This is a genomic window from Exiguobacterium sp. MH3, from assembly GCF_000496635.1.
Taxonomy (GTDB): domain Bacteria; phylum Bacillota; class Bacilli; order Exiguobacteriales; family Exiguobacteriaceae; genus Exiguobacterium_A; species Exiguobacterium_A indicum.
This window is the reverse complement of the sequence record NC_022794.1, coordinates 1,344,789-1,366,289: the sequence shown is the minus strand read 5'-3', so window position 1 is coordinate 1,366,289 and position 21,501 is coordinate 1,344,789. Positions and strand designations below refer to the sequence as shown.

Sequence of the window (21,501 nt, the reverse complement as noted above, 5' to 3'; positions counted from 1 at the left end):
ATCTTCTACCATTCGTTAATACATTCCGATTTCAAAACCGCATCTTCGAGTTGCTCGATTAGTAACCAAGCCTCTGTTAAGGTTGCTGCATCCTCTTCTATTTCTCCCAAATACAAATCTTCATCGAGATGGTGGAAAGAATACCAAAGTCCATACAAGTGATGATCAATCATCGTCTCGATCACTAACTGCTCCCGTCTTCCTCCACGTGTAATCGCCTCTTGTAAGTAGATGAAACGGTCATCTTCATCAAAGAAAAGACCATACCAGCAATCCGCTCGGACGTCATCCGGCAACTCTTTCATCCATTGATTCAAGATTGGTTTTAGGAAGCGTTCTTTTAGCGGATGAATCAAGATGACCGAAGCGTCTGTCTCTCCTTCACAGGTAGTCAATAACCAACTCACAAACGTCCGCTGTCGTTCGAAGTATCATGTATCCGCTTCTTCAATGAACCCCTCCATATGTAACAACCACGCTTTGCGCAAGCCTCGTTCTTTCGCAAGAAGAGCACTATGTAAACGTGGTACCTCAGAAACGGCAGGTTCTTGTAGTAACTTATCTAGAAGCGACATCTTTCATTTCCTTCTAAAATGTCATTGCTCCACTTTCATTTGTTGTCTCGTTTTTCGAAGATGAAACCTGAGGAGTAAACCCGTTCCAATCGACAGAACCGGAAATAGATGCGGGATATACTGCTCTTGCCGAAAACTGACATGCATTAAGAAATAATCGACGAAACAGATGACACGTAGCCACATCGGAAACTGATCTTTACTAAGAAACGCTAAGAACATCAGAGTGATACCGATACCTAATACAACAAACGGTAATATAGTGAACGGTGTCACGAACTGGAACAGACCGAGACCCAGAAGAAGATAAGCGAGCCAGGACGTCCGGCGGTGAAATTTCTCACGCTCTTTACGTCCGGGTTGCATCCCGTAAATATCATCCTGCCTGTATCCTTCAGCCTGTTTCTCAGCAATCAATTCCTTCAGTCGTCGTTTAGCTTGACGCCGAAATGTATATCGTTCTTCAATTGAATCACTGACATCCTGATCGAGTTTCCATTGTTCGGTGACACCGTGATACATCTGGATTGTTCGACCATCCCGGTACATGAACCAGAAATAGATGATGCCATCCACTTGTTTACTGAGCGTGACAATCATTTAATTATCATCCTTATCAATTGAATTGGTCTTCTGTAGCAGTTTTTAAATAGAAGCATGGTTCGGCTGTTCCGCCAGAAAATCCGTTTGATTGTATCTGTTTTGGACATAAAACAACAGGATTGTACCCGTTCCAATCGCGAAACCGGCGTATAACCCCTCTCGGTATTCAACGTTCATGACACAGCAACTGATGAAACAAACCGTGCGTAGCCAGCCCGGTAAATAGTCTTTACTGAAAACGACCATTCCCATTTGAAGTAGCGCAAGCACTGCGATGATAATTGGAGAGACGAGAAAAGGCATCACTACCAGAAACAAACCGACACTAATCAGCAGAGACGCGAGTCCTATCATTCGACGCTTGAACGTCTGTCTTTTCTTGCGGTTCGGTGTCAGTCCGAATACGTCCTCGAATATGTATCCTTCTGCCTGTTTTTCCGAAATCCACGTATCCATCCGACGTTTCGCTTGATATCGGAACAAGTAGCGCTCTTCCATCGCTTGTTTCATATCGTCCTGATGAATTTCGTTCATGACACCGTGATACGTATACAATTTTCGTCCATCGCGATAGATGAGCCAAACGGCTGTCATTCCATCGACTTGTTTACGAAGCGTCCGAATCATGTTAACCCTCCAGATCTGCTAGGACATCTTCTGGATCCAGCTCAAGTCCGACGAGCTCCGGTCCCCAATCCAAGCCACAATACAGATCGTCGTTAATCATGTTCGGTAACCAACCGTTAATAAACAAGTCTAAATCCAATCGAATTAGATGATAATTCGTCCATTCCTTCGTCTGTAACGCCTTCGCCGCTGCTTCCGTCGAAAAGAATAACAGCACGTCTGTCTCGTCTTGATTCGACGGACAATAGGCCCAGCCCGACTGTTCAAATTTTGATAGACCATAGACAGCTCCCGTTTCAAGAACCGTCTCTAAGAAAAGTTCTGCTTGTTCCGCACTCTGTTCCATTTGTTGTTCCTTTTCAACGAACGCATTCAACGTCGGTGCTATCGGAAACAGCTCTTGTTCTTCGTGGTCCCACAAGACGATCGTCTCTGTGTCCGGTAACTGATATCCGAGTTCGTCACCTGTTCCGTCCGCCGCAATCCGCAAGAACCCTTCTGGATACTCTTCTGCATCTGTCAAATTGACACGAACAAGGTCGTCCCATGTTCGCTTAATGTACTGCTCGTCCTTGATCGGATGAAACTCCCATTCACCGACATTGAACTTGTTTTCGCGCTTGTACCTACTTCGTAGTTCTTTCGGAAGCTCGAAGCCGAGTTCTGCTTCTACCTCTTGTAATCTCTCTTCTGTGACGCCTGGTAAACCGATTTGATATGCCATCTATATGACTCCTCCTTATACATTTTGTGTTTAATTTTTTCGGTTAAAGTTCTTGCCTGTGGGATAAAGCCCGGTCAATTGTCTGCCATAATGAACTTTTGCCTGCCCCATTCGGATTTTCTTCAGATTAAACTGGTCCTTGAAATAATCAATGACGGGTTCAACGATATAAGACGGCTCCAAGATATGAAGGACGAATTCAATCGCTTCTGGACCATATTCATCTTCAACAAAATACCCGTTGCCGATTTCAAAAAGAAATACATTGAGGTCTTCTTCAATGCTCGAACGATGCTCAAAGATAAAGTCATACTCTGAATCCTGACAAAAGATCTCGACGACAACTTCGTGGTAATCCGATTCTTGAACGACAGAATATCCGTCTTTTTCTTTCTCTGCAACAAGTTCTCGGATATAGGCATCCAGATTAAAAAAGCGCGAGAACTTCTGCTCGCTCATTGGTTCTTTCAATCTCTCTCCCATGATGCCGTGAAACGTGTAGAGTGTCCGTCCATCCTTTTCAAACAGCCAAAAATGATTCTGACCGTTCATTTGTTTGATGAGTTGCATATTGTCACATAATCCTTTATGTAATAAGTCGATGAAATTTATAATTTCTCCTAAATAGCTGTTTTCTTAAAAATCAATTTCTCTACTTCATTATAAAAGTCATAACCATTTATGGGAATTTTTATTTATCATTAAACTCCTCTTCTTTCTAATTAATTCTTATCAGCGTAATCGCTATTAATTTAAATCAAATGCAGTTGATATATTCTATTTTGATTACAATTCAAAATTCAAGATCTTTTATGTCAGCGTTATTACGCTCTATTCGGTACTTATTCTTTCTTTATGGGTGATTCGAGATTCAAGGATGAGATTCTCATCGAAGATTTACATAGTATATCGTTTGAGGAGCGGCGCTTAGGCGTTAAAATGTAGTATGACTTCTCTTTGGAAGTCGCTTGCTCGAACTACCACCATTAATGGATCATCGAAGGAAACGTCTAGGCGTATCCTGAAGAAATCATCGAAGCGATCGAACTATAATGTGCCCGTCCTAAGGCACTTCCCTATTTCTCAAGTGCGCTACATATGAAGTGTTTCCTTGATGTACACTATCGGTAATACAAAAACGTGTACTTCGGAGGTGTTCGCACTTGAAAATGAAACGTTTAGCTTTCCTCCTTTTTTCGATCGTCTTCCTAGCAGGATGTAGTGATTACGATCAAGACGGTAATACGACTAGCGAGAAAGCAAAACAGAAATATGATGCAGCTATCAATCAAGTCTTCAAATCTGAAAATCAGTACTTGAAGAAGCAACAGGTTGATCGACAACTAAAGCGAAACACCGGTGACACGGGTGTCATCGTTTATGAGGATCAAGGCCTCATTGAAATCTATTACGACCAATCAGCGGGAGGAGAAAGAGCCATTTATCAGAAAGACGGATCAACTTACGCGCGGAAGACATACACGAAACAAATCAGCCGTAAAATCGATGACTCTGAAAAAAAATACCTTGAGAACATTGGAATCAAGTAACTTTCATCAGACTAGCCCAATTTTTAATTGTTTATATCAAAAAGAGTCGATGACTCTCCTCAAAGAAGAGAATCATCGACCCTTTTTCAAAAATACGATGTCATCGAACTACACTGTCACAAGAAGATTAGAAAATATGGAAAAGAAGTACGCCGATGAAAGATTACGTTAGAAACCGATGCAAGTAGTCTGCAGCGTTCCGTTGCATGACTTTTAATTGATCTATTATATAGTTAAGTCAAAAAAATACGTTTTTGGAGTGATAAAAATGGAAGGTAAGGAAGAAAAATCACCTTATTATCTAAGAAGAATCCCCTTCTTTATTATTTCTTACTTATTTGCACCTTTAGCGTACATCTTACTTTTCATCAAATGGCGTACGTTAGATTCTTCCGTGCGCGATGCGCGACTGATTGTTGCATCACTATTTTTACTACTCTTCATCGTTGATTTTTTTCCAGCTGGTCTATATCAAAACATCGTACTTGCTATCGCTCTCACAGTTGGTTTGTTTATTACCTTTATTGGATTAGGTGGCGGAAAAAAATAGTCGATTAGCTGTATATCCGGATTTATGAACGTCGTTTTGTTCCGAATCCCATCAATCCATTCCATTTTCTATTCTATATCTCCATTTTTCCTACTCATTATTTAATATACTTAAACAAATCATTGTAAGAAAGGATCATTCGGATGTGGTAGGGACTCTTATTTTCTTCCATCTGAATCGGTATCACGATCCCACTTGTGTTAGTTGTCATCTTTACGCATTTCGAACCCTTACTTACTTTTGATACGAGTGGCATCCTCACGTTGATCACAATGGTAATCGGTGCAATTGCTGATCTCTATTTAGCAACTCGTATTTGGACTTGGATCAAACATAAGCTGTACAAACGAAAGCATTACATGTGAAAACGCAGATTATTCGTTCGTCATCGAACAGATAATCTGCGTTTTTTTAGATGAATCGTGCCATATAATCGGAAAAAATTTTTGTCATGACTTTCGGCGTATTCGCGATGTAAATCCGCATCTGTTCAACGTTTGCCTCAACAGCATTTTCTTCCTTCTCTTCGGTCGGAAAATCGGAGATCCCTTTGATGATGATACATTCGATTCCGTTTTTCTGACAGATGTACGCGATTGCCCCCGCTTCCGTATCGGCAATCGTCAATCCGTTATCCCGCAGTTCGATATAGTCGCGCCACATGACGACAGCCCGATCTGCCGTTCCGATCGTTCCGAGATAAAAGTCGTTACCATACTTCGATACATCGAGATTGACGACGAACGAGGGTTTGATCAGTGGTTCAATCTCTTTAACCGTGCAATCATATTGAACAGCACGATCTGGAACGATGATATCAAGTACGTCGTACCTCGGATCAATCCCGGCACACGTTCCAGCAACGATGACCTTCGTCAATGGAAAGCGGAGGATCATATATTGATTCGCACCGATACCGTTTACTTTTCGAACGCCTGTGCTATAAAATAAGAGCGTTTTTCCATTCATCTCTCGCGTGAAATATTCACCATACGGATAGGCAATTCTTTCTTCGGGCGAGACACGAAAATACGCAAGTGTTGCGTCGAACTCCCATTTGGTTGCGATACTGATTCCAATCATTTCATTGTTCTCCTCTATTTTTTATCAGAAACATTATTTTCGTATCCATCCATATCAATCCCATACTCGTACACGCTCGATATCTGCTGTTCTCAGGTAATCGAGTAACTGTCCCGTATGTACCGCTTCATGATAAGCAATTCGTAGCAACATATCTCCAAGCGAACGCACATATCCCGATTCGGAACGGTTGATCTGAACCGTCGCTAAATCTGATTCCGGTAGTTGCTCGACATATGTCATGAATTCCTCACGATAGACCGCCGCAAAGTCTAATTCCGCTTGCACGGATACGAAGTCGCGTGCTTCATACGGGGACTCATACGACGATAAACTGCCTCGATTCTGTAACGCTAAGTAATAATAATACTCGCTATCTAACACATGACGGATCATCTCGAAACACGTCATGGCATTCTCATCCGGTTTCCAGTTCAGTTTATCTTCAGGAATCGACTGCCAGACTTTGACGCTTCTTCTTCTCACTTCGTTTAAATTCCATACTGTCCAATCGATTGTGTTCATGATACATCCTTCCTTTCAATGACGAATAAGTGTTCTCTTAATCTCTATTTTGACAAAGCAATTTGAAAATCCTTTAAAAATAAAAACAGGAAGCATCCTCAGATGTTTCCTGTTTAATCGTCCATCGTTCACTTATTCTTTTCCTCAGACAACGCATCGATCTCTTTTTGGCGTAAAATCTCCGCAATTTGATGATGCTCGTTCGCAAGAGCTAGATCGCGTGCGGAACTCCCTGCAGCGTCGCGGTGAAGCGGATTTGCTCCATAAGAAAGTAATATTCGGACGATGCGTTCGTATCCCTTCGCGCTAGCTAGCGTCAATACCGTCTCCCCGTCCTCTGATGGACTCATCTCATGATCTGCTCCTGCTTTGAGTAACGCCTTAACGGCTTTCGGATGATTATTTTCAACTGCTACATACAGTGGTGTGATGCCCTCTGGACCCTCTGCCTCGATTTCCGCTCCCGCTTCAAGCAATAAGGTGACTTTTTTTGCTTTCCCTGCCTGAGCGGCAATGTGTAGAGGCGTCATTCCCTCACCCTCTTCAGTTCGTTCGTGTAATAATTCCATATCCTGAGCCAATTGACGCAGGATTTTTTTATTGCCAGACCGACCTGATATTAGATGTAGTGCTGTAAATCCATCACCTGTTAAATCTAAATATGCGCCGCGCTTCATTAATAACAAAGCAATCTCAGATTTCCGGTCATACAATGCGATGTGTAGCGGCGTCATTCCATCTTGATTGGGTAGATTGATGTCTGCTCCGTGGTCGAGCAACAATGCGACGATCGCGATGTGTCCTTCCTGGATTGCCCAGTGTAGTGCCGCGAATCCTTCTTCATCCCACTCATTCAGATCATCCCCTCGTTCGATACAGCGCATGACCTGCTTCTTCTTCCCTAGAAAGGCTGCATCTTGAATGGATCGCTTCCCCATGTCGGTTCGCCCCTTTATCAACTCTGTCGTTAGTTCATTTTACAACAACCGGCTTCAGGAAAGCGAAAAAACCATCTTGAGCAGCGCCAAGATGATTTTACCTAGTGAACAAATTTTTTTATATGAATTTTCCAAACGCAAGTAACTGCATCGCTGCTTGTCGGACTTGTTCCGACGTTTTTGCTGTCGTATCAATCGGATATACCGAAAATTGTTCATACCATTTCTCTTCGAGCGCCCAAAGCGGTTGATGTTGTTCAAAAGATTGACGAGTTCTTTCTTGATCAGCGTCGCGCCGCTCTTGTAAGAGATGGTCTGGTGCCTGTAAATAAAGAATCTGGTCGGACCGACACGTCCTTAATGCCTCTAGTTCCGTCTTTAAACGAAATTCCATATCCCAGTCATGCCCATGTATCTGTGGATAATGAAGCGTGTAGAATTCAAGATCTTCCGGACCACGATCTAATATGATGTGTCCATCGGGAAAATGGCGAAATCGTTCGGTTTCCGCTTTAATGAACAAGCGCTGATTCTCAACGAATCCGTCTTCGGTACGGATGTCTAAACCGAGCTCTTTTCGTTTTTGAACGATCGGATATGGATTTTCATAATAGACATGCAACTCCGGGTAAGCGTCTTCAAGTGCTCGCGCTAATGTCGTCTTCCCTGATGCCATGCCGCCTTGGATCGAGAGGATGGTTCTCATGAATGGTGTTCCTCCTACTTGTATATACTTTAAGTATTAAAAAAATAAGTGCCTAGGTCTGGATGACTGATCAATTCCTTTAACTGCCTTTGTTCTGCACTCGGGATTTGCTCAAGCGTCCTAAGAATGGCCATGAGTCGTAACCAGTCTGAAAGATTCGATAGCTGGATTGACGAAACAGCTTGATAACGGTCAAGATATTCGCGACAGACGTATCGTCGCACCTCGTCCGGTACTGTTGTTTCACCTGCTGTCCGCAACAAGAGCAACGTCCGCGCGACATCCGCGATCGGTGGACCTGTCGTCGCATCATGCCAATCAATGACGACGAACGTTTCATCCGTTGTTACGAGGATGTGCTGAAAATGAAAGTCCCCGTGGAGCAATCCTTGCTGTTGGGGAATGTGAAGCTTCTCTAGCAATCGTTCCGCCTTCAAGCGTAACTCTAGTGATAGATGACGTATTTTGTGCTCGGTGACATCGTACCATTCTGGAGCTACACGCGATTGTTGCTGATGAATCCGTTGATGTAATGTCGCGAACGTGTTCAGAAAATCTGTTATTCGCTCCGGTTCAAACAACTCTAACATTTCGCTACCGTCGACCCGCTGCATCTCAATGAAAGGCGAATCTTTTAATTCAACGGCATATACGTCTGGTGTCGGGACAACCGTCCGCTCAAGTTCTTCGAGCATACGAAATTCCTGTATGATTCGTTGTATTTCAATCGATGCTTGAAAGTACTTACGGACTCGTTCGTCAGAGATCGTCATCACGGTAGCGGTCGCACCGGTTTTTTCCTTATTCATCTGTATAACCCCCAGTCTCTTATGTCGTTTGTCGAATCATCAAAGAAGGTTCCAGTAAAGAACTAGCGCTTTCACTCTGATTCAGCGCGTCACTCAATAATTGTTCTGCTGCCAGTCTGCCAAGCATTACAACCGGTTGTCGGATCGTTGTTATTTCAAGCGCTCTGGCAATTGGTACATCATCAAATCCCGTAATGGCGATATCCTCTGGCACCCGAATGCCATCCTTGCGAAATTGATCGATAAGACCCGCTGCGACTTCGTCATTGCCGACGATGATGGCGTCTGGCAAGTCTATCGTTAGAAGTTGGCCTGCCAGTGCTTGTCCGTCCTTGAAAGAATAGCACCGATCCGCGTACCACTGATAGCTATGACGGAGCGTAGACATCTTGAGATATTGGTCGAACGCCTCTCGTCTGACTCTTCCGACTCCGCTATCTGGATTTCCAAGACAGAGACCGACTGTTTGTGCTCCTCGTTCTTCAACATGTTGCAGTAACATCGTGATCGCTTTTTCATGATTAAAAGAGAGCGACGGCACGATATCCTGATGGTCTTCGCAGGCAACGACTGGTCCAACCGTACGCATCGTCTCAAGTAATTGCGACTGACTGATGGCGCCAATGATCAATCCGTCAATCCGCTTATCGCGAAGGTATTGCGTACTCGCTTCTTCTTTTGCTGGATCATGTTCCGTCTGGATGACAAGGAGTGTGTGGTTTCGTTCCATGCACACTTGACCGATCCCCTCGATTAATTGATGAAAAAACGGATGACCGACACGCGGCACGAGGACACCAATCGTATTCGTCTTACCGCGTGAGAGGTTGATCGCATTTCCGTTCGGACTATATTCCAGTCGCTCCATCACGTCTAAGATGGTCCGTCGCTTTTCTTTTGATACATGCTTATGACCGTTTAAGACACGGGATACCGTCGACTTCGAGACGCCCGCTTGTTTAGCGATGTCCGAGATGTTCGCCATGCTGTTCCTCCTTCGTTTGTTCCCATCGTTCTAAGCCGTTTAATGCCTCCGCTACACCGTCCTCGTCATGATCACTGGTGAGATATGTCGCTCTTCCTTTGATAGACGTTTCAGCGTTTCCCATGGCAATCGATGTTCCCGCCACTTCGAACATCGGTAGATCGTTTTGATTGTCACCGATCGCAATGATGTCCTCGGGTGTCATCCCGTACGCTCTCGCAATGTCTTGAAGGGCAGTCCCTTTTGTCACTCCGTTTGCCATAACTTCTAGGTTATAGGCACCTGACCGCGTCACGGAACAGATCTTCAGCTGAAGGAGTTGTTGCTCGAGGTGTTCGAGCTGCCATCTGTCAGGTGAGACGAACATGAATTTGATGACGTCCAGTTGATCGATTGCGATTTCGTCAACTTCCTCAACACCGTATTGCGTTAATTGAGCCTGAATCGCTTCTTGAAACGCACGATCTCCGCCTTGAAGAGCAGCAAGCGAAAACTGCGGTAACAGGATGTTGTCTTGTAGATAAATATGTATGAATACGTTTGTAAATCGTACGATCTCCCAAATCGTTCGACTACTGGAACGGTTCAAAAAATACCGTCTACCTTGTCCTACCTCGACTTCTGCCCCGTTCGCACCAATGACCGGACAATCCAGTCCGTGTTGCGCTAGAATCCGTCGCGCATCAAAGGCAGCTCGCCCGGTGACGATAATGACGATATCTCCTTTATCCTGCCGTTTCTTGATGGCTGTCTGATTTCCCGCCGAAATTCTGTGTTCCTTATTCAATAACGTTCCATCTAAATCAATCGCAAAGCATCGCATCGCGTTTCCCCCTTTTCGTGTCCTCTTGATGCTACAGGCTGAAACGCGTCCCAGTGCAACAAAAAATCTTGAATGAACAGTTCATTCAAGATTTTTTGTTTTTTTATCCTTTGCTTCAAATGGAGACGTGATGCGCTGTCTGTTGTTTTTGAACATACTCCATCAAGATCGGTCGTTCCGGTGGATTGAGGTTTTCTGGTAGCTGATCGATAGCGAAAAAGCGTAATTCCGCGACTTCTGACGGATCCCGAACGATTTCACCGGTATACGCCGTACACAGAAATGCCGAGATCACATTATAGACTTCATCCCCATGCGGATACTTATAGTAAAACGCATCACCCGAATAGACGTTCAATAATTCGAGATGCTCTGCTTCAAGACCGGTCTCTTCCCTTAATTCTCGTTTTGCTGTCTCTACGAGCGTCTCCCCGATCTCAAGCGCTCCACCAGCGAGTCCCCAGCATCCGTTATCTTGCCGAAGTTGTAATAAGACTTCTTGTTTATCGTTGACGACGATGACGCATGCCCCTGCCATGACGAGCGGTCGTGTGCCGACGAGTTTGCGTAATTCTGTGATGTATCCCATGTCATTCAGTCCTTTTCCATTTAAATCACTCTCGTTCGGACGCGCATCCGTTTGAGTCCCGTCAATAGGAGACACAACAAGATGATGCCTGAAACGAACAGTACGTACGTATGAATCGTAAAGAGGGCACGGAAATTGATTACGGCAACATTCTGTTGCACCTCAATCCAACTACTTAGTATGATTCCACTGATTGCAAATAAGATGAGTACGCCGACCTGTCGTCGTGTCAACGTAACATACGTCAAAACGCGCATGCCTTCTCGGATGACGAACGGTAGGAGAACGAGGAGTGCTGCGACCGGTAAGATGACCGGGTCACCGCCTTGCTGAATCGGCATCGACCGGGCCAAATAGCCAAACAGAAAAAAGAAACCACATACGAACAACAATAATCCGAACGCGATACTCGCATTCACCGCTTTATTCATCTTACTTCCCTCACTTTTTAGAATAATGAATTATGAAGAAACGGCACTTTGATGCCATACGCCCGCTGCATCAAGCCGGACCCGATGTCTGCCGTCGAGTTCCATCTCGATCGGACTGACCTTCGCCGTCTTCGGTGAGAACAACCATGTCCGACCTTCTGGGACGAGCAAGATATGCGTTCCATCCGCGACTGGTCCGAGGAAGTTGAGAGACGCGCCATTGAGCGGACGTTCCCGTCGTTCGAGAACGCCGATCTCCGCTAACTGCTCACCCACTTCAAGCACATCTTTCACCGTCAGACTCATCTCACCAATCCCGAGGATGTCGGATACATCAAACGTCAGTTCTGCTTTAGATGGATTGATTTGATGCCGCGCGATCAGTTCCAAGACATTTTCATCTGGATCATAAAAATAGCAGGAATGCGAATCCGTGAAGTCAAAATAAATCTCGTCCTGTCCGTCTTCGATCAAGAGTGATGTCCGTTCTACGAGCCACGCTTTTCCTTGTTGGAAGACGTTTTCCGGAATGTTGAACGCCATATGGTATTGCGTATCAACATCGTCCGTCTGTCGATATGTCAGCTGATCGGTACCGATTTGCATCGTAAACGAATCGTTCGTTTCCGAGACGAGCGGGAATCCGATCTGATTTATGTAAAAATCTTTCATTGCTTGTAGATGACGTGTCACAAGAATGGTTTTTGAAATGTTCATGCTGATGACCTTCCTTCATTTGCAGTAAAATTTATCAAAAAGCGATATGCTTTATTTTACCACTAATGGTAAAATCATGACGAATGGAAAGTCTGATTTTTCAGATATATTTATACCTGAGAGGATGTTTTGATGAAATTATTAATCGCTCAACCAAAACGCGAGACCGGACTCGAACAATTCGAACGTGAAATCGCCGCTTATCCTGAAGTCGATCTGATTGTCTACCCAGAAGGCTATTGTAAGGTCACGGAACTCGATCGCGCGAAACATCTTGCCAAGCAGTTCGAAACAGCAATCGTCCTCGGTTACAAAGATGAAGCGAATCTCGATCGCGCTGTCATCATCGATGCGACCGGGACGATTCTCCTTGATCGCGCAAAAACACCAGAAGCTGGACCACTTTATACACCATCAACAGCAAATGACGGGTCATTCCGCTATGGATACGTCCTCTGTCGCGAAATCTTCTTAGGAAAAGACGGACTACGCGAGGAATCCGGACTTGATCTCATTTTCAACCCGATAGGCGTCGGCATGTTCAGCGAGGAACAGTACGTTGAGTGGTCCGGTGAAGCACGTAGTATCAGTCAGGCGCAACAAGCGCTCATGATCGGAACGAGTCATGCTGATGGTTCGTACCGCAACTGTGGTTTTTCTATTCCGATTGCCTTCATCTATGACGAGACCGGTGAACCGTTGCTGTTGTCTCATAACGATACGCGGACACGTCTGTTTGATACGGTCACGCGTCACGTCGAAGTCGTCGGTACACCCTCTCTATCGTAAACGAACACACGCTTCTTCCGGTCAGAAGAAGCGTGCCATTCCTTCAGGAGGTGCTCTTATGTCTCAAACAGGTCGTGCGACATTCTTTTGGAAACGATACTTCTATGTCTTCTTTCCTTTGTTCCTCTTCGGCGTTAGTCACGAATCATACCTGGTCGATAATCCGTTAGCTAACCTTGAGGACATCGGCGAGTTCTTCTTCTTCTTTTGCCTTTATCTGTTTAATTTTGCCGTCCTTGCCGCTCTTTTGACGAATCTGTGGTGGTGCTTCCTTCCGACAAAACCCGCTCATTCCGAAACTGATTTTTGATAGGAAACGAGTGTCGCCCGTTCATTGAGCGGTTGACTGACACCCGTCAATCGGTAACCCATCTTCTCATAGAAATAACAGTTACGTGTCTCTTCGCGAATCGTCCGCAGTTCCCATGTCGTTGCAGCCGGATACGCTGCTTCAACGAGCTGTAATGCGCGTTGGGCGATTCCTTCACCTTGACGGGCTGGATCTAAGAACATCGGACTGATCGCGTAGCGACTCGGTGCTTTCGCAACGACACAAATCCCGCCGACGACGACATCGTCGACGATGATTTGATGAAACGTACTGCTCGGATGCGTGATCCGGTGAATGACACGATCGATCGATTCGTTCGCCGGATTCGTTGCAAAATCTTGATACCGCTCGAGCGTCTCTGAAAACGCCTCGAGTTGAAGCGTATGAAGCTTCGCAGCGTCTGCAAGAGACGCTGTCTTTAATTGAATGTCCACTGAACCTCTTCCTCTCTTACCGGAACCACTCCCAAAATTGTGTGCCTTGCGCGACGATCAAGTAGTCGAGCCATCGCTCGAAGCCGAACGGCATTGCGTCTTCTTCCCATTCCTCGAAATTAAGAAATTCCCCACTCCAGATCCGATTTCCTGCCGGTCGATTCATCTCATAGACGATCCACTCCCCGTCTGGTCCTGCGCCGATCGCTAAGAAGTCTTCGGGACATTCCCAAATCTCGCTATACGTCAGGCAATCCTCGATCGAAAAGAGTTCGAATCCATCGTTATGCGATAACGATTCTTGCTGAAACAGCTTCGCCCCGTTATGTTGACGTAAGAACGTCTGATAGTCGTCTGCCGTCCACGCAGGTAACAGCGCGAGCTGTTCGACCGTCGCTCCTCGGTTAAAGATGAAACGTTCTCGGGCAACATATCCTTCTTCTTTTTGAACCTCTAACAAACCGTCGACGAGTCGACCTTTTAATGCTTCTAATGCAATCATGCTCTTCTCCTTAACAATATTCTTTCGTTGGTGTGAACGAGACACCGACATCGTGTCCCCCTAGCTGAACATCCCCTGCTCCTTGTAGCGGTTCAGTTCGCACGGAGGATAAGGAAAGGTGTTTGAATAACAAAGGCTCAAACGTCTCGACGATTGGTTGGAACGTCGCATCGACCGACAAGACGAGATCGATTCGGGCGTCCCACGATAACGCTTGTGCCTTTCGTTCCGACTGGATATAGCGGACGAGCTCCCGCATCCAGCGTTCCTGCTCCAGTGCTTCCGTGATCCGCGTATCGAGCGTCACGGTGAGTCCACCATTCGTCGCAGCAGCAAAACCCGTCTGGACGATTGGTTCGACGATGACGTCCGCTTGACGCACCTCGACTTCATCGCCTGAAGCGGTCTGATAGATTAATCTTCCTGTCTCAAGCAAGTCGGAAGTCTCCTGTGCAGACAATTGTTGTAGCCATTGATGGATCGCGTTCGCTTGCTGTGCGAATTTCGCTCCGGCTACGCGGAAGTTCAGTTTAAGACGGAACTGTGTCGTCGCTTGCGTCGTCGGGACGATTTGGACGTCTTTTACATTCAGTTCCTCTTGGATGATTGCCGTATAGTCCGACCACGAAAAGGTTTCACTCGATTGGACGCTTAAGCTAGCAAGCGGTTGTTTGACTTTTAAGGCGTGCGTATTACGCACCTGTCGTCCTAACTCGACGACAGAGACAACCTGTGCCATTTCGTATTCCAGATCAGGTCGGAGCATCGATCGATCGGCAACCGGATAATCCGCTACATGCACGCTCATTCCTGTCAATCGTTGATAGACATCATCGGCAAGGTACGGCGTGAACGGAGCGAGTAGTCGTGCCGTCGTCGAAAGTGCGAAGTGGAGTGTCGTATACGCGGCTTGTTTTTCTTGCGACCAGTCAGCTTGCCAGAAACGTTCCCGAGAACGGCGGATGTACCAGTTACTGATCTCATCGACGAGTTGCGCAAGACTCCGCGCTGCTTGAGTCAATTGATAATCGTCCATCGCATCCGTCACGTCTTGCGTCGTCTGATGGACACGCGAGAGCAACCATTCGTCGAGACGCGTCCGTTTTTGCGGACGTGAGCCATCAAATCCATCCAGTTCGGCATACGTCAGATAAAACTGGACGGCATGATCTAGCGTATCGACTAGTTTTGATTTTGCTTCTTGGACGATCCGCTCAGCAAACCGTTTCGCACTCCACGGACTGCTGTCGACGAGTAGCGCCCAGCGTAAGCTATCAGCACCATATGCTTCGATTAACGCCACCGGATCGAGGGCATTTCCACGACTCTTCGACATCTTCTGCCCGTTCTCATCGAGGACGTGCCCGAGTGCGAGGACACGCTTATAGGCAGACTGTCCCGTGAAGAGTGTCGAGATCGCTTGCAAGCTGTAGAACCAGCCCCGCGTCTGATCGATGCCTTCGATGACGACATCGGCTGGATAGCGGTTAAGCGTCTGCGTCCGTGACGGGTAATGCTGTTGCGCGAACGGCATCGCTCCGCTATCAAACCAGACATCGATGACTTCGGGTGTCCGGTGCATCACTCCCTGACACGTCGGACACGAGAGCGATAACGCATCAACGTATGGTTTATGCAACTCGACGGATTCCGTCGATGTCGTCGTCCGGTGCAACAAGTCAGCCTTGTTTTTTGGAACGAACGTCGTGTCACACGCTTCACACTCCCAGACGTTCAGTGGTGTACCCCAGTAGCGATTACGACTGATGTTCCAGTCGACGAGTTGCTCGAGGAACTTTCCGAACCGCCCTTCCTTGACGTGATCGGGGTACCACGTCACAGAAGCATTGTTCGCAAGGAGTTGTTCCTTGACGGTCGTCGTCTCGATGAACCAGTTGTCTTGTGCGTAATAGAGCAGTGGTGAGTCACATCGCCAACAATGCGGATAGCTGTGCGTATAGCGTTTTTTCGCAAACAAGCGTCCCCGTTCAGCGAGCAGCTGGATGATCACGACGTCTGACTCCTTGACGAATCGACCAATGAGTGGTGGAACGGCATCCGTGTAACACCCAGCAGCATCGACGACATTAACGAATGACAGTCCGTTTTCCCGGACGACCCGGTAATCTTCTTCCCCGTACGCTGGAGCAAGATGGACAAGTCCGGTTCCGCTCGTCGCTTGGACGAAGGACGCCTCGACGACCGTGTGGCCGTTCTCTGGCGTCACGAAATCAAACGGTGGTTCATAACGCAAGCCGACGAGTTCCGCACCGAGCTGTTCGGATACGACCTCGACGGATTCTGAGAACAGTTCAGCGACTAACGCTTTTGCGACAATGAATCGCTCTCCTTTAAACGCTACTGTGACATACGTCAATTCCGGATGAACCGCCACCGCGACGTTTGCCGGTAACGTCCACGGTGTCGTCGTCCATGCAAGTAGAAACGTCTGCTCCATGCCGACGATCGGGAGTTTGACCGTCGCCGATAAGTCCGTCACGTCCTGATAGCCTTGCGCGACTTCATGGGAACTGAGTGACGTCTGACAGCTCGGACAATACGGTGATACACGATGTCCCTTCGTCAACCAGCCCTTGTCATGGATCGTCCCGAGGATGTGCCAGACGCTTTCGATATACTCGTCCTCCATCGTCACGTAAGGGTCATCCATGTCGACCCAGTAGCCGAGTTTTTCCGTGAAGGAGCGCCACTGTGTTTCATAGGAGAAGACACTTTCCTTACAGCGTGCGATGAATGCTTCGACACCATGGTCTTCGATCGCTTGTTTGCCGGAGATGCCGAGTTGTTTCTCGACCCCGAGTTCGACCGGCAGTCCATGTGTATCCCAGCCTGCTTTTCGTTCGACCCGGAATCCTTGCATCGTCTTATAGCGGGCGACGGTATCCTTGACGGTTCGTCCGAATGCATGACCGACGTGGGGTAAGCCGTTCGCGGTCGGCGGTCCTTCGTAGAATACGAATTCCGCTTCCGTGCGTTGTTCAATCGATCGTGCGAAGACTTGGTCTTGTTTCCATCTGTTGCGGACACGCGCTTCACGTTGTTGTACGGTTTCTGCTTGATTTTGTGACGTCATCTCTTGTTCGCTCCTTTTTCGGTAACTAAGAGAATACAAAAAAGTCCGCCCCCTTTGACAGGGACGGACTTCACCGCGATACCACCCATATTCCGTCGAGAATACTCGTTCTCGACAGCACTTAGTTGCACACTATCATGCGCATTCCATGTAACGGTGGACACCCGGTCACGCTTACTGAATGGTTCAGCGTGACTTCTCAGAGAGGATCTTCATGATTGATCTGGCTACCGGCTCTCAGCAATCCCGGTTTTCTGTAAGGCAGAGGGACAATCATTACTCTTTCTCGTCAACGAAATGATATGCTCTTGTTGTGGAGAATCTTACCATATGACTTAAAGACTGCACAACAGCTTTATACATTTTCTTGCAAAGGAGTTTTTTTGAATGTTACATACTTTCCCAACGCTTAAAACGAACCGTCTCGTCTTACGCGAAGTGTTACCCGAAGATGCTACGAGTGTCCTCGCCTATTTATCAGACGAACAAGTCGTCAAACAGATGGGGCTCGACCCCTTTCAATCAGAAGCAGACGCGCTTGAAGAGATTGACTGGTACGCTTCGATTCGTCGCGATGGCACGGGCATCCGGTTCGGGATCGCGTTACAAGAAGACGATGTCATCATCGGCAGTTGCGGATTCTTGAATCAGTCGGCACGCCATCAGCGGGCAGAACTTGGTTTTGAGTTGAGTCCAGCTTATCAGGGACAAGGCATCGCGAAAGAAGCAGCACTTGCAGTCATCACATATGGGTTTGAGGAGCTCTCTTTAAATCGTATCGAAGCACTTGTCTTACCAGCAAATACTGCATCACACCAATTGCTTGAACGGCTCGGATTCCAGCGGGAAGGGTTGCTTCGTCAATATGAGAAAACACGTGGTCAGTTCGACGATCTGTATATGTACTCAATCTTGCGGAGTGATAGGTCGTCTTAAAAAGATAATCTGTGAAATATCAAAAGTCGTTTAGATGGGTAAATCCGTCTAAACGACTTTTATACCGTTTTATCGATAAGATCTTGCTTTTAAAAATTCTATGATCGGCAACAGTGTCAGTCCGATCGCGAACAAGACAATCAATAACAGATTCGCTGATTCATGTAAAAAGTAATCGAGACAGATGAATCCAAAAATCAGGACGATCAGGATTTTGTAGCTAACGAGACCGCTTTCCGTCGTAATCTTTTTGCCGAGTTCATCTTCTGGTACAGGACGCTCGTCTTCTCCTGATCGTGCCCACGTAAAGTACGAGAAGAACATGATCAACAAAATCGCCAATTGAACAATCGAGAAGAACGTTACGTTGTTTTCGATGATCATACTAATGATGGTAAGACTCGCCACTATCACGAGCGTTACTAAAAATAAACCCGTTTTTTTCTTAGACATCCCATTCCTCCTGTTCTGAAATGAACAGATGATCGACTTGTGTCTGCAATACTTTGGCGATATTAAACGCTAATTGTAAAGTCGGATCATACTTGTTGTTTTCAATCGCATTGATCGTCTGCCGACTGACCTGACAACGGTCAGCCAGTTCTTGTTGCGATAATTTTGCCGCTAGACGTCGCTCTTTGATGTGGTTTCTCATGTCCATTCCTCCACGACGTGTCAAATTCTTTTTACATCTCTACTGTAATGAAATTCCATCCTCATGTCAAAAACATTTGACACGAAAATCATTAAAAAGACACGTTCACATCAGAACGTGTCGTATATGATGGCTCAACCTCGTGGTGGAAATGGATCGTGTCCGTAGGAATCTTTTTCGCGAATCTGCCCTTCTTTGTTATGAATGACAAGCTCTGTCTTCTGTTTTTTCGCAATCCGACGCCCTTCTGCAATCGCTTCTTTTTGTGTAGCAAATCGTTTAGTTGCTCGAGTCGCACCAGTAGCTTTCACTTGATAGCCACCTTTAGGATGTGGCGTGACATGTTGCTCTCGTTTCATCCAACTCCTCCTCTCATACGTGTCAGCTAGATACGTTCACGTCACATTGGTGACTATCTTGATGTCCCTGTTTCAACAGTATCTTCGATTGGCAACGTAGACATGTCATCAATCGAAAGGTTGCTTTTTTCGTGCTGACCGCGTGTCTTCGTAATTCATTCTCATATACATGTCTTGCCTTGATTCGATGGTCGACTTCACTTTCCATCTCAATCCCTCTTCCCTCAACTTATATTTTTTTCTAACTATTATGTGCCCTGAATTATTCTTGATAAATCCTTTTTTTAGAAAAAACGGTTTTTCTTACGACCTTTTATAAAAAAATCGTTAAAAGGTCCTGTTTAATATGTATTGTAACGACCGATAAATGAATTACAGATAGAAAATATGAGTTGAAAGGACGGTTGCATGTGAAAAACACAACCAAGAACCATTCCATCCGAACACGTCTTTTAGTAATGATCAGTTTGATTTTGATTGCCTTTTTTGTTTTTAATAGTCTGGCTTTATATTTCAATACGAAACAAACCGCTGTCTCAACATTGAAAGCGACTGCTGAAAAAGATGCCTTACGCATCAGCAAGACATTCGATACGGTGGCTTACACTGAATTCCTACAATCGCCTGTCGCGTCCGAACAATACGAAACGTTACGAACAGAACTCGATACCTTACGTAAACAAAACGGACTCTTATATACATACACAGCACGGATCGATCAAAACAAGGTCCGCTTGTTGATCGATGGTTTACCAAAAGATAAGGCTGCGAAAATCAATGCCCCGGCAAGTGGTGCAACCATCGCCGATATGCAGGACGTCCTAAAGGGCAAAACACATACGACGGACGTGATTGATGATCCAATTTATGGACAGTACATCAGTGTCTATGTCCCCTTGAAAGATTCGACTGGGAACGTCATCGGCATCCTTGGAACCGATATCGCGGCGAAGGAAGTCGATGCCCTGACGACGGATCTACTGCAACAAAATGCTCCGATTTTCATTGGACTTTTACTTCTTCTGTTAACGGCCACACTCATCTTGCTTTACATCGCCCTCGGTCGTAAATTACGTCCGCTCGAAACGTTACAGAAAGTCGCTGCCTTGATTGCTGAGGGACGACTGGATCAGGCGAAACAGACGTTGACCAATTTGACGATTTCTTCGAAAGACGAAATCTATGCGCTTGCGATCTCGATTCGTGATATGAACGAGATGCTGCGGACGATGATTGTCGACATCAAACAGACGGCTACCCTCGTCTCGACGACGAGTCAATCGATCGACCAAAGTACGTCGGAAGTACTCGACGGTTCTGAGCAAATCGCTCATACGATGTCGGAAATCGCGACCGGAACCGAAAGTCAGACCCAAGTCACGCTTTCATTGAATGATGAGATGAATCGGTTCGCAACATTGATCGAGACGACGAATCAATCTGGTGTCGAAATTCAAGGAACGACGGAGCAGATGGCAACACTGACACGAGTCGGACGGGAGCAAATGTCTACTTCTGTTGAACAAATGCGTCACATTCATCAGCACGTCACACAATCTGCTGAACAGATTGATCTACTGAAACAGCAATCATCAGATATCCAAACGCTCGTCGGTATCATCCGCGGAATTTCCGAACAGACGAATCTACTCGCCCTTAATGCCGCGATTGAAGCGGCACGGGCGGGGGAACAAGGCAAAGGATTCGCTGTCGTTGCGACCGAGGTCAAGAATCTTTCGAGCCATGTCGCTAGCAGTGTCAGTGAGATCGCAACGATTGTAACGTCAATCGAAGCCAGTGCACAGCAGATGCAACATAGCTTTAAGACGACGGTCGAGGCAACAGCAGCCGGTGAACAGATCGTTCTCGATACAGATACGACGTTCGAACGATTAACGGATCAAGTCACGCACGTCTCAACGGCAACAAAACAGATGACGCAACAGATGGAAGACGTCTTGCAGGCAGAACGATTCATTCGCAATGCCTTGACGGAAATTGCCGCTGTCGCGGAAGAACATACGGCGAGTAACGAGGAAGTTGCCGCTGCGTCTGAACAAATGATCGCGACGATCACGACGCTGCATACGCTCGTCGGTGATTTAAACGCACGAACAGAACACTTAGAACAAGAAGCCCGTCGCTTCGAGATTTAATCTTTCATTT

28 protein-coding genes and 1 other annotated feature are annotated in these 21,501 nt (G+C 46.3%); of the genes, 6 read left to right on the top strand and 22 right to left on the bottom strand.

All coding sequences use genetic code 11. From position 1 onward, the window contains the following. Window positions 1–5: 5 nt before the first annotated feature. From U719_RS16460 to U719_RS06985, 6 genes are read right to left on the bottom strand one after another with little or no spacing between them, the layout of a single operon-like run. A complete protein-coding gene (locus tag U719_RS16460; protein ID WP_144080696.1) occupies window positions 6–407 on the bottom strand; it encodes a hypothetical protein in 402 nt (133 codons plus the stop codon). Window positions 408–431: 24 nt separating this feature from the next. Continuing rightward, window positions 432–575: a hypothetical protein gene (locus tag U719_RS16825; RefSeq protein ID WP_158408689.1), complete on the bottom strand. Its 144-nt coding sequence runs from the start codon at window positions 573–575 to the stop codon at window positions 432–434. A 21-nt stretch (window positions 576–596) separates the two neighbouring features. Continuing rightward, entirely contained in the window at window positions 597–1,175 is a 579-nt protein-coding gene (locus U719_RS07000; protein ID WP_023468051.1) for a hypothetical protein, read from the bottom strand. 45 nt (window positions 1,176–1,220) lie between these two features. Then, entirely contained in the window at window positions 1,221–1,805 is a 585-nt protein-coding gene (locus U719_RS06995) for a hypothetical protein (RefSeq protein WP_023468050.1), read from the bottom strand. 1 nt (window position 1,806) lies between these two features. Continuing rightward, a complete protein-coding gene (locus tag U719_RS16610; protein WP_023468049.1) occupies window positions 1,807–2,529 on the bottom strand; it encodes a DUF2750 domain-containing protein in 723 nt (240 codons plus the stop codon). A 30-nt stretch (window positions 2,530–2,559) separates the two neighbouring features. Further along, entirely contained in the window at window positions 2,560–3,099 is a 540-nt protein-coding gene (locus U719_RS06985) for a hypothetical protein (protein ID WP_023468048.1), read from the bottom strand. Window positions 3,100–3,692: 593 nt separating this feature from the next. On the opposite strand from U719_RS06985, the gene U719_RS06980 reads away from it, so the two are divergent. Next, window positions 3,693–4,079, top strand: a complete 387-nt coding sequence (locus tag U719_RS06980) for a hypothetical protein (RefSeq protein ID WP_023468047.1) — start codon at window positions 3,693–3,695, stop codon at window positions 4,077–4,079. Between the two features lie 268 nt (window positions 4,080–4,347). Further along, window positions 4,348–4,629 carry a hypothetical protein gene (locus tag U719_RS06975; RefSeq protein WP_023468046.1) on the top strand — a complete coding sequence of 94 codons (282 nt, stop codon included), beginning with the start codon at window positions 4,348–4,350 and terminating at the stop codon, window positions 4,627–4,629. 411 nt (window positions 4,630–5,040) lie between these two features. Here U719_RS06975 and U719_RS06970 read toward each other — a convergent pair whose 3' ends face one another. The 10 genes from U719_RS06970 to U719_RS06925 all read right to left on the bottom strand — a co-directional run bounded on the left by U719_RS06970 (window position 5,041) and on the right by U719_RS06925 (window position 12,235). After that, window positions 5,041–5,712: a permease gene (locus U719_RS06970; protein ID WP_023468045.1), complete on the bottom strand. Its 672-nt coding sequence runs from the start codon at window positions 5,710–5,712 to the stop codon at window positions 5,041–5,043. A gap of 54 nt (window positions 5,713–5,766) precedes the next feature. After that, window positions 5,767–6,237: a DinB family protein gene (locus tag U719_RS06965; RefSeq protein WP_023468044.1), complete on the bottom strand. Its 471-nt coding sequence runs from the start codon at window positions 6,235–6,237 to the stop codon at window positions 5,767–5,769. A gap of 128 nt (window positions 6,238–6,365) precedes the next feature. Continuing rightward, window positions 6,366–7,175 carry an ankyrin repeat domain-containing protein gene (locus tag U719_RS06960; RefSeq protein ID WP_023468043.1) on the bottom strand — a complete coding sequence of 270 codons (810 nt, stop codon included), beginning with the start codon at window positions 7,173–7,175 and terminating at the stop codon, window positions 6,366–6,368. A 118-nt stretch (window positions 7,176–7,293) separates the two neighbouring features. After that, entirely contained in the window at window positions 7,294–7,881 is a 588-nt protein-coding gene (locus U719_RS06955) for an AAA family ATPase (protein ID WP_023468042.1), read from the bottom strand. A 29-nt stretch (window positions 7,882–7,910) separates the two neighbouring features. After that, window positions 7,911–8,690, bottom strand: coding sequence for a phosphotransferase family protein (locus U719_RS06950; protein WP_023468041.1), 780 nt, complete (start codon window positions 8,688–8,690; stop codon window positions 7,911–7,913). A 19-nt stretch (window positions 8,691–8,709) separates the two neighbouring features. Next, on the bottom strand, window positions 8,710–9,675 hold the full coding sequence (locus U719_RS06945) for a LacI family DNA-binding transcriptional regulator (protein ID WP_023468040.1): 966 nt from the start codon (window positions 9,673–9,675) through the stop codon (window positions 8,710–8,712). Next, complete coding sequence (locus U719_RS06940; RefSeq protein ID WP_023468039.1) at window positions 9,650–10,498, bottom strand: Cof-type HAD-IIB family hydrolase; 849 nt, start codon at window positions 10,496–10,498, stop codon at window positions 9,650–9,652. Before U719_RS06940 ends, U719_RS06945 begins: the two co-directional genes overlap by 26 nt. A 115-nt stretch (window positions 10,499–10,613) precedes the next feature. After that, the gene (locus U719_RS06935; protein ID WP_023468038.1) at window positions 10,614–11,087 is read right to left on the bottom strand and encodes an NUDIX hydrolase; all 474 of its coding nucleotides are present in this window, start codon (window positions 11,085–11,087) and stop codon (window positions 10,614–10,616) included. Between the two features lie 20 nt (window positions 11,088–11,107). After that, a complete protein-coding gene (locus U719_RS06930; protein ID WP_023468037.1) occupies window positions 11,108–11,518 on the bottom strand; it encodes a hypothetical protein in 411 nt (136 codons plus the stop codon). A gap of 30 nt (window positions 11,519–11,548) precedes the next feature. After that, window positions 11,549–12,235, bottom strand: coding sequence for a glyoxalase (locus U719_RS06925; RefSeq protein ID WP_023468036.1), 687 nt, complete (start codon window positions 12,233–12,235; stop codon window positions 11,549–11,551). Window positions 12,236–12,367: 132 nt separating this feature from the next. Here U719_RS06925 and U719_RS06920 point away from each other — a divergent pair, with 132 nt between their 5' ends. Next, window positions 12,368–13,024 carry a hypothetical protein gene (locus U719_RS06920; protein ID WP_023468035.1) on the top strand — a complete coding sequence of 219 codons (657 nt, stop codon included), beginning with the start codon at window positions 12,368–12,370 and terminating at the stop codon, window positions 13,022–13,024. Between the two features lie 58 nt (window positions 13,025–13,082). Further along, window positions 13,083–13,334: a hypothetical protein gene (locus U719_RS06915; RefSeq protein ID WP_023468034.1), complete on the top strand. Its 252-nt coding sequence runs from the start codon at window positions 13,083–13,085 to the stop codon at window positions 13,332–13,334. On the opposite strand, the gene U719_RS06910 is transcribed toward U719_RS06915, so the two are convergent. From U719_RS06910 to ileS, 3 genes are read right to left on the bottom strand one after another with little or no spacing between them, the layout of a single operon-like run. Next, entirely contained in the window at window positions 13,313–13,789 is a 477-nt protein-coding gene (locus tag U719_RS06910; RefSeq protein WP_023468033.1) for a GNAT family N-acetyltransferase, read from the bottom strand. The genes U719_RS06915 and U719_RS06910 overlap by 22 nt on opposite strands. A gap of 16 nt (window positions 13,790–13,805) precedes the next feature. Continuing rightward, window positions 13,806–14,291: an SMI1/KNR4 family protein gene (locus U719_RS06905; protein ID WP_023468032.1), complete on the bottom strand. Its 486-nt coding sequence runs from the start codon at window positions 14,289–14,291 to the stop codon at window positions 13,806–13,808. A 10-nt stretch (window positions 14,292–14,301) separates the two neighbouring features. After that, window positions 14,302–17,385: an isoleucine--tRNA ligase gene (gene ileS / locus U719_RS06900; RefSeq protein ID WP_023468031.1), complete on the bottom strand. Its 3,084-nt coding sequence runs from the start codon at window positions 17,383–17,385 to the stop codon at window positions 14,302–14,304. A gap of 56 nt (window positions 17,386–17,441) precedes the next feature. Beyond that, window positions 17,442–17,687, bottom strand: a binding site (T-box leader). An 85-nt stretch (window positions 17,688–17,772) separates the two neighbouring features. Between ileS and U719_RS06895 the strand changes: the two genes are divergently transcribed. After that, on the top strand, window positions 17,773–18,321 hold the full coding sequence (locus U719_RS06895; RefSeq protein ID WP_023468030.1) for a GNAT family N-acetyltransferase: 549 nt from the start codon (window positions 17,773–17,775) through the stop codon (window positions 18,319–18,321). Window positions 18,322–18,390: 69 nt separating this feature from the next. Here the strand turns inward: U719_RS06895 and U719_RS06890 are convergent, their stop codons facing one another. From U719_RS06890 to U719_RS06880, 3 genes are all read right to left on the bottom strand, one after another. Then, window positions 18,391–18,774, bottom strand: coding sequence for a hypothetical protein (locus tag U719_RS06890; protein WP_023468029.1), 384 nt, complete (start codon window positions 18,772–18,774; stop codon window positions 18,391–18,393). Next, window positions 18,767–18,976, bottom strand: coding sequence for a helix-turn-helix transcriptional regulator (locus U719_RS06885; protein ID WP_023468028.1), 210 nt, complete (start codon window positions 18,974–18,976; stop codon window positions 18,767–18,769). Before U719_RS06885 ends, U719_RS06890 begins: the two co-directional genes overlap by 8 nt. 134 nt (window positions 18,977–19,110) lie before the next feature. Next, window positions 19,111–19,335: a DUF2188 domain-containing protein gene (locus U719_RS06880; RefSeq protein ID WP_023468027.1), complete on the bottom strand. Its 225-nt coding sequence runs from the start codon at window positions 19,333–19,335 to the stop codon at window positions 19,111–19,113. 410 nt (window positions 19,336–19,745) lie between these two features. On the opposite strand from U719_RS06880, the gene U719_RS06875 reads away from it, so the two are divergent. Continuing rightward, window positions 19,746–21,491 carry a methyl-accepting chemotaxis protein gene (locus U719_RS06875; protein ID WP_041255073.1) on the top strand — a complete coding sequence of 582 codons (1,746 nt, stop codon included), beginning with the start codon at window positions 19,746–19,748 and terminating at the stop codon, window positions 21,489–21,491. Window positions 21,492–21,501: the final 10 nt, after the last annotated feature.